Source organism: Archangium sp. (assembly GCF_036388035.1).
Lineage (GTDB): Bacteria > Myxococcota > Myxococcia > Myxococcales > Myxococcaceae > Archangium.
In genome coordinates, this window is the sequence record NZ_DASVSO010000320.1 from 1 (window position 1) to 11,277 (window position 11,277).

An 11,277-nucleotide genomic window follows, 5' to 3' on the forward strand; every position below is an offset into this window, starting at 1 on the left:
CGGGGCTCCCGTCCACCGGTGCACCATCCGGTGGGGGATGCCGGCCCGGAGGAGACGGTATAGGTTCAGGTGAAGGGAGGAACGCCTGAAGTCACCTCGCAAGCCCACGAAGGAGGAGTTGCTCGCCGCGGTGGGGCGGACGATGCCGGACCTCCTCCGGCCCGGACTGCGGGTGCTCTTCTGTGGCATCAACCCCAGCGTGTACTCGGCGGTGGTGGGCTGCCACTTCGCGCGGCCGGGCAACCGTTTCTGGCCGGCGCTGCATGCCTCGGGCTTCACGGAGCGCCTGCTGGCGCCCTGGGAGCAGGAGGAGCTGCTCGCGCTCGGCTGTGGCATCACCAACGTAGTGGAGCGCGCCACGGTCTCCGCGGACGTGCTGACGGCCGAGGAGCTCGCCCAGGGCGGGCGACGGCTGGAGGCGAAGGTGCGGCGCTACCGGCCCGGGGTGCTGGCGGTGCTGGGCATTGGCGCCTGGCGCACGGCCTTCAAGCACCCAAGGGCTTCCTTGGGACCGCAGCCGGAGACGTTGGGCGGGGCTCGCGTCTGGGTGCTGCCCAACCCGAGCGGCCTCAACGCACACTACCGGCCCGTGGAGCTGGCGCGGCTGTTCCGCGAGCTGCGCGTGGCGGTGGACGGGCGTGTTAGCTTTCAGGGGTGATGGCGTCTACGTCCAAGGTCGCGCTCGTCCTGAGTTATCAGTACCCGGGCAAGTACGCGTTCACCGTCCTCGCGGGGGCGGTGGAGGCGGACGCGGTGGGGCAGCACGTGGCCCTGCGCTTTCCCCGGGACCGCGAGTCGTTGCTGGCCACGGTGCGTCAATGCCACGACGAGGGGTACCGGGTGGTGGTGGCGTGGTCGTTCTACTCGGCGAGCTTCCCCGCGGCCGTGGAGGAGCTGGCCTGGCTGCGCGAGCGGCTGGAGGGCCGCGAGGTGCTGTGCATCGCGGGCGGGGTGCACGCCACGGCGGAGACCGAGCAGACACTGCGGGCGGGCTTCGACCTGGTGGGGGTGGGCGAGGGCGAGCCCCTGCTGCTGGAGCTGCTCGGCCGGCTGGTGCGAGGGGAGGACCCCCGGCAGACGCGAGGCTTCGCGCGGCTGGTGGAGGGGCGGATGGTGCCGCAGGGGCGTGGAGAGGGCGTGGTGCTGGACACGTATCCCCCCTTCGCGGCGAAGCACTCGCAGTTCGGGGCCATCGAGATCACGCGCGGCTGCATCTACGCGTGCCGGTTCTGCCAGACGCCTTTCATGAGCAAGGCGCGCTTCCGGCACCGGAGCGTGGAGAACATCGCGCACTGGGCGCGGGTGCTGCGCGAGTCGGGCAGGCGGGACATCCGCTTCATCACGCCGACGTCCATGTCGTATGGCTCGCCGGACGAGTCGGTGAACCTGGAGGCCCTCGAGCGGCTGCTGGCGGCGGTGCGCCAGGCGATGGGCCCCGACGGGCGGGTGTTCTACGGGACGTTCCCCTCGGAGGTGCGGCCCGAGCACGTGACGCCCGAGGCGCTGGCGCTGCTCAAGCGCTACGTGGACAACGACAACCTCATCATCGGCGGGCAGTCCGGGAGCGAGCGGATTCTACAGGCGAGCCACCGCGGGCATGATGTGGAGACGGTGGTGCGGGCGACGAGCCTGGCGGTGGAGGCGGGCTTCGTGCCGAACGTGGACTTCATCCTCGGGCTGCCGGGGGAGGCGCCGGAGGACGTGAGGGCGACGCTGGCGCTGATGCGGCGGCTGTCGGACCTCGGGGCGAAGGTGCACGGGCACACGTTCATGCCGCTGCCCGGGACGCCGTACCGGGACGCGCCTCCGGGCTCGGTGGACGAGGAGACGCAGCGGGAGCTGGACCGGCTGGCGTCCCAGGGCCGCCTTTATGGCCACTGGAAGCAGCAGGTGAAGCTGGCGAACGGCATCGCCGAGCGGCGTCAGCCGAGGCGCTGAGCCCGCCGCTTCCAGCTGTCGAACACCTGCGCTGGGTCGCCCCTCAATGGGGGCTCCTCTCATTCCACGAGCACCGTGGCTCCCGCGTCCTTGCCCAGTGGCAGGCGGGTGGCCCCGGCGTGCTCCTCCAGCGCGCGGGCGAGCTCGTGCGCGTGCGTGGTGACGAAGACCTGTCCCCGGCGGCCTGCGGCGGCGATGAGGCGTCCCAGTGCCGGTAGCAGCGACGGGTGCAGGCTCGTCTCCGGCTCGTTGAGGGCGATGAAGGGCGGGGGACGGGGAGAGAGCAGGGCGGCGAGCAGGCAGAGGTAGCGCAGCGTCCCGTCCGACAGCTCCGCCGCCTCCAGCGGGCGCAGCAGCCCGGGCATGCGCATGCGGAAGGAGAAACGTCCGGCCTCGCTGTCCAGCTCCAGGCTCGAGCCGGGAAAGGCGTTCTCCACGCCCGCGTGCAGGGCCCGGGGGTCTCCTATCTCCTGGATGGTCAACAGCGCCGCCGCCAGGTCCCTCCCATCGTGCGCGAGCGCGGGCGTGCGCACCCCCACCTGGGTCTGCCGGAGGGGCGACAGCGGATCGGTCCGGAAGTGGTGGTAGAAGCGCCAGCGCAGCAGCTCCGCCCGGAGCGCGCTCAGCATGGGGAAGCGGTGGGGCTCGGAGATCTGCGCCAGCACGGACTCCCCACCCCACAGCTCGGCCGCGAAGGTGGTGCGGTGTCCCTCCGCGTCGCGGGCGAAGACGCTCGCGGCACGGCGCTCGGCCACCACGTGTCGGCGCTTGCCCTCGTGGATCCACACCGTCTCCTCCTTCACGTCCGGATCGAGCATGAAGGGCCCCTGGGGTGGGGGGACGAGCCCGCAGGAGAGCTCGTAGGCGAGGTCGTCCAGCCGGACCCCCACGGTGAGTCGCGCCGGAGCATTCTTCTGACGCGTGCCCGCCCACAGGACGGAGGGCATCCCGCCCTCTTCCGCCAGCGTGCGCGAGAGCGACCCCTCGGCGGCGGAGAGCAGCAGTTGCAGGGCGCGGTAGACGTTCGTCTTGCCGCTCCCGTTGGGGCCCTCGACCACGGTGACGGGCGCGAGCGGGAAGCGCAGCTCGCGCACCGAGCGGTAGCCAGCAATCCACAGCTCACGGACGGACATGCCGGGCCACTGTAGCCCGTCCTCGAGCGCGGGTCAGGGGTTGCCCGTGGCGTAGGTCCTCAAGTCAGGTGGGCCACCTCCACCACGAGGCGGCCCACCTTCAGCTCGCGCAGCAGCCGGTACAATCTTGGGGAGAAAAGGAGCACCGGCTGCGGGTGCAACACCCCTCGGCGCAGACCGGTGAGCTGCCGCGTCCGGACCAGGTCACTGCCATCGTAGCTCTCCCTTCGCACCCACAATTCGGAGAGAAAGCTCAGGCCGAGCACATGGCCCTGGGGACAGCGGAATTGACCCTGCTCATCGAGATCGAAGAGGTCGCTTCCCACCAGGGTGGGCGGAACGATGTCCACCGGTGCGGAGGTGATGGTGAGCTGGCGCCAGTTCTCGAGGAGCCTCCCCGTTGGATCTCGTACCGGCAGGAACGCGGCTCCTGTCATGCCATGGGCTTGAAGGGCCTGGGCCAGCCGGCTCGACACGACGATTTCCCTGGCGATCGTGAAGCTCAGGTCCCGCTTCGGGATGCTTTCGGGCTCCAGGTGGAGCGCCGTGGATTGACGTGCACCCGCGCCGCAGAGGGGGCACGCCTCCGACTCGTCATACTCCGTGCCGCACATCTCCCCGCACGGCTCGAAGATGGCGCGGGGACGAAGGGAAAACAGCTCGGCGGCTTGGATTTCCTTCGGCGTGTAGTGGCGGGAGATGGACCAGCCCATGAAGAACGAGTGACCTTGCCGGTTGAACTCGCGATTCAGCTCACCAATCAGGCGGACCCGCTCGTCCTCCAGGGGCAGCCGGACCTTGCGGACGATTCCCAGGCTCCTGCCTGGATTCCCCGGGATCATGCTTGCCTCGGGCTCTCCAATCCTGAATTCGATGATCTCACGCATGGTCAGGGATTGATTCCGATGAGTTGGGGGATGGGGTACTGGGAGTAGACCTTGAGCAGGAGGTCTTGGAGTTCCGTCGGCTTCGGTGGCCGGCTGTCGTAACTCCATTGCCTCCGGAACTCCCGGGTGAGCAGCTTGTGGTAGGCGGTGGGAATCCGGTACGTCACGCCGCTCCTCGGTCCACCGAGATACACGGGAACGAGGTGATGGTCCTGGTAGCCTTGGCTGTTGGGATAGAGCGCCTGTGCCTCCGCCAGCCGTTGGGAGTAGAGCTTGCGCGCGGCCTGCAACGCCGCCAGATCCGCCGCGCGCCGCTGCCTCTCCTGACGTTGCTGCTGCGTTGGACGAGGGTTGAGCAAGGGCGGGCGCCGCACCGGAGGCCCACCCAGGCCACCCCGCCGGGGAGGACGGCTCGATAGGAGCGCATCTGGCTCGCTGCCCGGATGCTCAGCGGATGCGGACTCGCCAGTGTCCTCGAACTCGATGACGACGATGAGGTAGCCGGCCGAGCGCAGCGCCTCCGCGCTCCAGCCCTCGAGGCCCGCCTCGTCGAGTTCCACCGGGAGGAAGACGGTCCATTCACCCGGTGTGTCTCCTTCTGGCCCGCCATGCACCAGCAGGCTCGCACCCGCCGAAGCCGAGGCCGCGTCCACGCCCTCAACGGGGGGTCGGGAGAAGCTCGGGGCGCACCCCAGGAGCATGAGGACTCCCAGCAGCAGGCGCATCGGATGGGGCTCCTTCCAGGCAAGGTGCAGAAGAGTGCGTCCAGGGTTTCATTGCCGGAAACGAGGGGCGAGCCGAGGAGTCATCAGGGAGTTGACCTCCCGACGCCCCGCTCGCCGTGGTGCTCAGGTGAGCAACCGCGGCTGCTTCTCCACGCACGCACCTCGGGCAGGCTCACCGTCTCCACGCCCGTGATTTCTGGCTCACGGGTATGGGACGGCTACTGTGGGCCCCGCCATGCGCTTCAAGTTCGTCCACGCCGCCGACCTGCACCTGGATACCCCCTTCCGAGGCATCTCCACGGACTCGGCGCTGGCGAGCACCTTCCAGCAGGCCACCTTCCGCGCCTTCTCCCGCGTCGTGGACCTGTGCCTGCGCGAGCGCGTGGCCTTCCTGCTGCTGGCGGGGGACCTCTTCGACGCGAAGGACCGCTCGGTGCGCGCGCGGCTGGCGCTGCGGCGCGAGCTGGAGCGGCTGGATACCGCGGGCATCCAGACCTTCATCGTCCATGGCAACCATGACCCCTTGAGCGGGGACACGGGAGCGCTCGGGCTGCCCGGCTCGGTGAAGGTGTTCGGCTCGGAGTGGGAGGAGCTGGAGGTGCGCCGGGACGGCCGGCTGCTCTGCCGGGTACAGGGCATCTCCTACCCCGAGGTGGAGGTGCGCGAGAACCTGTCCGCGCGCTTCCACCGGACGGCGCCGGACTTCACGGTGGGCCTGCTGCACGCGAACCTGGGCGGGCTGGAGGGCCATGCCAACTACGCGCCCTGCACCGTGGAGGACCTCGGCGCGCGGGGCCTCGACTACTGGGCGCTGGGCCATGTGCACACCCGGGCCGAGTACGCGCTCGCCGGGGGGGCGGTGGCCGTCTACCCGGGCAACCCCCAGGGGCGGCACGTGAACGAGCCGGGCGAGCGCGGCTGCGTGCTGGTGGAGGTGGAGGAGGGGAAGACGCGGCGCCGCTTCGTCCCGGTGGACCGGGTGCGCTGGCACCGGCTGGAGGTGGCCCTCACAGGGCTCGGCGCGCTCGACGCGCTCGTGGGCGCGGTGATGGAGCAGGTGGACGCGAGCTGCCCGGAGGAGCTGGAGGGCCATGCGGTGCGCCTCACGCTCACGGGGCGGGGCCCGCTGCACCGGGAGCTGTCCCGGCCGGACGCGCTCGGCCAGCTCGAAGCGGATCTGCGCGAGCAGCTCTCCCGGCGTCACCCACCGGTGCTGCTGGAGTCCCTGCGCGACGCGAGCCGTCCCGAGCTGGACCTCGGGACGGTGCGTCTGGCGGGAGGCTTCGCCGGGACGCTGCTGGCCGAGGCCGAGACGCTCACGGAGGACTCGGAGGCGTTGGGCGCGTTGTGGGCGGAAGACCCGGAGCTGCGCGCGCTGAGCCAGCGACTGCGGCGGCTGGGCGTGGACGCACTGGAGTCACCCCGTCCCGAGCTGGTGGAGCGGGCCGGCTTGCAGGTGGTGGAGCAGCTCCACGAGGAGGACGAGGCGTGAGTGGGGGACTGCGAATCGACGTGTTGAAGGTGCACGGCTTCGGCCACTTCTCCGACTACGCGGTGGAGCTGAAGCCGGGCCTCAACCTGCTGTACGGGCGGAACGAGGCGGGCAAGAGCACGCTGCTCGCGTTCCTCCGGACGATGCTGTTCGGCTTCGAGAAGCGGGGCCGCTCGGAGTCGCGCTACGAGCCCGAGGCGGGGACTTTCGGGGGGGAGCTGTGCGTGAGCACGGGCGTGGGCCCGCTGGTGGTGCGCCGCGTGGTGGATCGCCGCGGGAAGGCGGCGCTGACGGTGCTCAGCCCGGAGGGGCACGAGGTGCTCTCGTCCCGGTTGGACGAGGCGCTGGCGCACGTGTCGCGGGACCTGTTCTGCGAGGTGTTCGCCTTCAGCCTGGAGGAGCTGTCCACCTTCGAGAAGCTGGCCGAGGAGGATGGAGTCTCCCGGGCGCTCTTCGCCGCCGGACTGCAGGGCGCGCGCAGGCTGCCGGAGGTGGAGAAGCACCTGGAGAAGCGGGCCGGAGAGCTCTTCAAGGTGAGCGGGAGGAACCCCGAGCTCAACCAGGTCCTCAAGCAACTGGAGGAGGTCAAGGCGCGGCTGCGCGAGCTGGAGGATCGCCCGGCGAAGTACTTCGAGGAGCGCGAGCGGCTGGCCTCGCTGGCGCGGCAGCAGGAGGAGACGGCGGCGCTCCAGGAGACGCTCTCGCGAGAGCTGGGGCGGCTGTCCCGGTTGGAGACCGCGCTCGGAGACCTGGGCGAGCTGGGGCGGCTGCGGGCGGAGCTGGCCGCGCTGCCGGACCTGGCGACCTTCCCGGAGAGAGGGGAGGCGCGGCTGGAGGAGCTGCTCCCCCGACTGCGGGAGACGCAGGCCCAGCAGGCTCGCGTCGAGGAGCTGTTGTCCTCGGCCGAGCTGGAATTGGCCCGGCTGTCCGAGGCCTCGGCCGTGCGCGAGCGGGAGGAGGGGTTGCGCTCGGCGCTGGCCGCGTTCACCGCGAGGGCCGAGCTCCTGCGCGCGCTGCCGGGCCGTCGCGCGGCGCTCGAGGCGCGGCGCCGGGAAGTGGAGCAGGCCCTCGGGGGGCTCGGGCTGGAGGTGGATGCGGCGGGCCTGCTGGCGCTGGAGTTGGGCGCGGCGGCGCGAGGCTCCCTGGAGTCCCTCGCGGATCGTCTGGCGAGAGCGGAGACCGAGCGACGCGACGCGGAAGGGGCGCTCGGGCGGGCGCGGGGGACGCTGGAGCGGCTCGACACCGCCCTGGCGCGTCTGGAGGCCGAGCGGGCCCGGCTGCCCGACGTGGCCGTCGCGGAGGTCCGCCGTCGTCAGGCGGCCCTGGGGCGCCTGCGGCCCCTGCGCGTGGAGCGGGAGCAGGTGGTGGCCCAGCGCGCCGAGCTGCGGCAGCGATTCGAGGCCCTGCGGGCCCAGGTGGAGCCCCCCCTCGGAGCGGCGCCGGCGCTCTGGCCGGTGGGGGTGGGCGTGGTGGGGGCGGTGGTGTTGGCCCTCGGCCTCGGGCTGTACGCGGGAGTGGGGGCGGGAGTCCTCGCCCTGGTGGGCGCGCTGCTCCTCGTGGGCCCGCTGGTGCTCGGCCACCGGAGCGCGGTGAGCGGCCACCAGCGGAACGAGGAGGCCCACGCCGCGCGCCAGCGGGTGCACGCGCAGGAAGTGGCCCGGGTGCAATCCTCCCTGGACGTCCTGGCGGGGCGGGGGGCCGGGCTGGAGCGCGAGCTGGTGGCGGCGGCGAGCGAGGCGGGCGTTCCTCCCGGGGTGCCCGCGGCCGAGCTCAGCGCGCGGGAGGAGGCCATGGCCGAGCTGCTGCGGCAGGCGGAGCGCCTGGAGCACCTCGGCCGGGAGTGCGAGACGCGCTTGGCGGAGCGGGACGCGGTGGTGCGCGAGGCCCATGCCGCCGAGGGGGCGGGACAGCGGGCCGTGGCCCAGGTGCGGGCGCTCCAGGCCGAGCTGGCCGCGCTGCTCGCCGCGCGGCGCTTCCCCGGGGACCTCTCTCCGCAGCGGGCGCTGGCGTTGTGGCGTGACGCGGCCGAGCAGCGGCAGCGGCTGGCGGACTTGAGGGCGGACGAGCGGGCCCTGGCCACGGACGAGTCCGCCTGTGAGGCGGTCGTCTCCCGGCTGCACGAGGAGGCCCGGGCCGCGAGGCTGGCGGAGGGGCCCGTGGAGTCGGTGGCCGCTGGGGTGGCCACGGCGCTGGAGGAGCTGAAGGCGCGGGACGCGGAGGCGCGGGCCCTCCGGGCGCGCCGGGACGACTGGAGCGCGGACAAGGCCCAGCTCGCGCGTCTTCGCGAGTCCGAGGCGCAAGCCCTGGCGGCGCTGCTGGCGCAGGGGGGGAGCGACACCGAGGAGTCCTTCCGGCAGCGGGCCCGGCAGGCGGAGCACTTCACCGGGCTCACCCGCCGCGTGCTCGAGCTGACGTGGCGCATCGAAGCCGCCGTGGGCCTGGAGGAAGCGGCGGCGCGGGAGGCCCTGCACGCGCTGGGCGGCGAGGAGCACCTGAAGGAGAAGCTGGGGCTGCTGCGCATGCAGGAGCCCGCCTGTGCCGAGCGCTTGAAGGCGCTGCACACCGAGTACGGCGCCGCGCGCAGCCAGCTCGCGCACTGGGAGAATGACGAGGAGCTGGCCTCGCTGCGCATCCTGGAGGAGCGGCTGCGGGCGCGGGCCGCGGAGCTGGCCCACCGCTATGCCACGGACAGGCTGGCGCTGGCGCTGCTGTCCCGGGCGCGGCGGCGCTTCGAGGAGGAGCAGCAGCCCCGCGTCATCCAGCTCGCCTCGGAGCACTTCGCGCAGCTCACGGAAGGCCGCTACCGCCGCGTCTTCGTCCCGGCCGGAGGCAAGCGCGAGCTGCGGGTGAGCGACGCGCGGCGCGACTGGAGCGCCGAGCAGCTCTCGCGAGGCACCCGCGAGCAGCTCTACCTGGCGTTCCGGCTGGCGGTCATCCAGGACTTCGGCGAGACGCGCGGGGCGCTGCCCCTCATCGTGGACGACATCCTGGTGAACTTCGACCTGGAGCGCACGCGGGGCACGCTGCGGCTGCTGGCGCGGCTGTCCGAGCGCCACCAGGTCATCGCCTTCACCTGCCACCCGTGGCTGCGCGAGCTCTTCGAGGCCGAGGGCGCGCGGGTGGTGGAGCTGGCGGCGTCCGGAAAGACAGAAGCCGCGGACCCCCGGGGAGCGTCCTCGGGAGCCGCGGCTTCGGTGGGGCGTTCAACCGCCCGCTTCTAGAACTGGTGGGCCTCGGTGGAGTCGTTGAGGGCCAGGGTGCTGGCGCAGCCGCCGGAGATGACCTCGGCCACCTTGTCGAAGTAGCCGGTGCCCACCTCGCGCTGGTGGCGCGTGGCGGTGTAGCCGTCCTTCTCCGAGCCGAACTCCTTCTGCTGCAGCTCGGAGTAGGCCGCCATGCCGCGGTCCTTGTACGTCCGCGCCAGCTCGTACATCGAGTAGTTGAGGGCGTGGAAGCCGGCCAGGGTGACGAACTGGAACTTGTAGCCCATGGCGCCCAGCTCGCGCTGGAACTTGGCGATGGTCTTGTCGTCCAGGTTCTTCTTCCAGTTGAAGGACGGCGAGCAGTTGTAGGCCAGCAGCTTGTTGGGGAACTTCGCGCGGATGCCCTCGGCGAACTTCTTGGCCTGGGCGAGGTCGGGGGTGCTCGTCTCGCACCAGATGAGGTCCGCGTAGGGCGCGTAGGCGAGGCCACGGGCGATGGCGCACTCCACGCCGCCCTGGAGGCGGTAGAAGCCCTCGGCCGAGCGGCCCGCCTTGCGGTCGATGAAGGCGTGGTCGTACTCGTCCGCGTCACTCATCAGCAGCTTGGCGCTGTCGGCGTCCGTGCGGGCCACGAGGATGGTGGGCACGCCCATCACGTCCGCGGCCAGCCGCGCCGCCGTCAGCGTGCGGATGAAGTTGTTGGTGGGCACCAGCACCTTGCCGCCCATGTGGCCGCACTTCTTCTCGCTGGCGAGCTGGTCCTCGAAGTGCACGCCCGCGGCGCCCGCTTCAATCATGGACTTCATCAGCTCGTAGGCGTTGAGCGGCCCACCGAAGCCGGCCTCCGCGTCCGCCATGATGGGGGCGAACCAGTAGCGCTCCTTCTTGCCCTCGGCGTGGTCGATCTGATCCGCCCGACGCAGGGAGGCGTTGATGCGGCGCACCACGTTGGGCACGCTGTCCACCGGGTAGAGGCTCTGGTCCGGGTACATCTGCCCGGCGGTGTTGGCATCGGCCGCCACCTGCCAGCCGGACAGGTAGATGGCCTCGAGGCCCGCGCGCACCATCTGCACCGCCTGGTTGCCGGTGAGGGCGCCGAGCGCGTGCACATAGTCCCTGGTGTTGAGCAGCTCCCACAGGCGCTTGGAGCCCATCTCGGCCAGCGTGTAGCTGATGCGGATGGAGCCGCGCAGCTTCTCGACGTCCGCCTCCGAGTAGTTGCGGGTGATGCCCTCGAAGCGCTGGGCGTGGAGCTTGGCGTGGGGCGAGGCGTCATTCGTCGTCGTCACGGCGTCGTACATGTCGGCTCCTCTCGAATTGGATGGAAACGGGTGTGGAAAAGGAACGTCGGGCTGCGGGAAAACGGCACGCTCAGCCGTGCGCGGTGAGCGCCTCGTAAGCGGGGAGGGTGAGGAAGTCCTCGAAGCGGGGCGCGGTGGAGAGCTTCTCGAAGAGCACACGGGCCTCCTCCAGGCGCTCGGCGCCGTAGCGCTCCGTGGCGCCCTCGGCCTCAATCCGCTTCATCTCCTCGGCGAGCACCTGGCGGAAGCGCTCGGCCGTCACAGGCTGGCCGTCGGCCAGGGGCACGCGGTGGTGCATCCACTGCCACACCTGGGCGCGGGAGATTTCGGCGGTGGCCGCGTCCTCCATGAGGTTGTAGAGCGGCACGCAGCCCAGGCCGCCGAGCCACGCGGCGAGGTACTGCACGCCCACGCGGATGTTGTGGCGCAGGCCGTCCTCGCTGCGGGTGCCCTCGGGCAGGGCGAGCAGGTCCGCCTCGGAGATGCGCACGTCCGGGCGCTTGTTGCCGAGCTGGTTGGGCCCGGGCATGGCCTTGTCGAAGACGGCGCGGGCCACCGGCACCAGGCCCGGGTGGGCCACCCAGGTGCCGTCATGGCC

Annotated in this window: 8 protein-coding genes and 1 pseudogene; 4 read left to right on the top strand and 5 right to left on the bottom strand. The window is 71.6% G+C overall.

From position 1 onward, the window contains the following. Nucleotides 1-142: 142 nt before the first annotated feature. Together mug and VF697_RS13140 are read left to right on the top strand one after the other, a co-directional pair. Nucleotides 143-658 carry a G/U mismatch-specific DNA glycosylase gene (gene mug / locus VF697_RS13135; RefSeq protein ID WP_331094830.1) on the top strand — a complete coding sequence of 172 codons (516 nt, stop codon included), beginning with the start codon at nucleotides 143-145 and terminating at the stop codon, nucleotides 656-658. Continuing rightward, on the top strand, nucleotides 658-1,938 hold the full coding sequence (locus VF697_RS13140; RefSeq protein ID WP_331094832.1) for a TIGR04013 family B12-binding domain/radical SAM domain-containing protein: 1,281 nt from the start codon (nucleotides 658-660) through the stop codon (nucleotides 1,936-1,938). Before mug ends, VF697_RS13140 begins: the two co-directional genes overlap by 1 nt. A gap of 59 nt (nucleotides 1,939-1,997) precedes the next feature. Here VF697_RS13140 and VF697_RS13145 read toward each other — a convergent pair whose 3' ends face one another. The 3 genes from VF697_RS13145 to VF697_RS13155 are packed head-to-tail and all read right to left on the bottom strand — an operon-like array spanning nucleotide 1,998 to nucleotide 4,683. Beyond that, nucleotides 1,998-3,071, bottom strand: coding sequence for an AAA family ATPase (locus VF697_RS13145; RefSeq protein ID WP_331094834.1), 1,074 nt, complete (start codon nucleotides 3,069-3,071; stop codon nucleotides 1,998-2,000). Between the two features lie 59 nt (nucleotides 3,072-3,130). Further along, nucleotides 3,131-3,913, bottom strand: coding sequence for a hypothetical protein (locus tag VF697_RS13150; protein ID WP_331094836.1), 783 nt, complete (start codon nucleotides 3,911-3,913; stop codon nucleotides 3,131-3,133). A 47-nt stretch (nucleotides 3,914-3,960) separates the two neighbouring features. Next, a complete protein-coding gene (locus VF697_RS13155) occupies nucleotides 3,961-4,683 on the bottom strand; it encodes a hypothetical protein (protein ID WP_331094838.1) in 723 nt (240 codons plus the stop codon). 235 nt (nucleotides 4,684-4,918) lie between these two features. Between VF697_RS13155 and VF697_RS13160 the strand changes: the two genes are divergently transcribed. Both VF697_RS13160 and VF697_RS13165 read left to right on the top strand, forming a co-directional pair. Further along, a complete protein-coding gene (locus VF697_RS13160) occupies nucleotides 4,919-6,175 on the top strand; it encodes a DNA repair exonuclease (RefSeq protein ID WP_331094839.1) in 1,257 nt (418 codons plus the stop codon). Then, nucleotides 6,172-9,396, top strand: a complete 3,225-nt coding sequence (locus VF697_RS13165) for an ATP-binding protein (protein ID WP_331094841.1) — start codon at nucleotides 6,172-6,174, stop codon at nucleotides 9,394-9,396. Before VF697_RS13160 ends, VF697_RS13165 begins: the two co-directional genes overlap by 4 nt. Here VF697_RS13165 and aceA read toward each other — a convergent pair. Together aceA and VF697_RS13175 are read right to left on the bottom strand one after the other, a co-directional pair. Then, nucleotides 9,393-10,679, bottom strand: a complete 1,287-nt coding sequence (gene aceA / locus VF697_RS13170) for an isocitrate lyase (RefSeq protein ID WP_331094842.1) — start codon at nucleotides 10,677-10,679, stop codon at nucleotides 9,393-9,395. The two genes, VF697_RS13165 and aceA, sit on opposite strands and share 4 nt — an antisense overlap. Nucleotides 10,680-10,749: 70 nt before the next feature. Continuing rightward, nucleotides 10,750-11,277, bottom strand: a pseudogene (locus VF697_RS13175) (malate synthase A); the annotation flags it as partial.

What these genes read in the sequence shown, in the direction of transcription:
- VF697_RS13145 (WP_331094834.1), bottom strand. Translation starts at nt 3,071, where the DNA reads ATGTCCGTCCGTGAGCTGTGGATTGCTGGCTACCGCTCGGTGCGCGAG.
- VF697_RS13160 (WP_331094839.1), top strand. Translation starts at nt 4,919, where the DNA reads ATGCGCTTCAAGTTCGTCCACGCCGCCGACCTGCACCTGGATACCCCC.
- VF697_RS13140 (WP_331094832.1), top strand. Translation starts at nt 658, where the DNA reads ATGGCGTCTACGTCCAAGGTCGCGCTCGTCCTGAGTTATCAGTACCCG.
- aceA (WP_331094842.1), bottom strand. Translation starts at nt 10,679, where the DNA reads ATGTACGACGCCGTGACGACGACGAATGACGCCTCGCCCCACGCCAAG.
- mug (WP_331094830.1), top strand. Translation starts at nt 143, where the DNA reads ATGCCGGACCTCCTCCGGCCCGGACTGCGGGTGCTCTTCTGTGGCATC.
- VF697_RS13155 (WP_331094838.1), bottom strand. Translation starts at nt 4,683, where the DNA reads ATGCGCCTGCTGCTGGGAGTCCTCATGCTCCTGGGGTGCGCCCCGAGC.
- VF697_RS13150 (WP_331094836.1), bottom strand. Translation starts at nt 3,913, where the DNA reads ATGATCCCGGGGAATCCAGGCAGGAGCCTGGGAATCGTCCGCAAGGTC.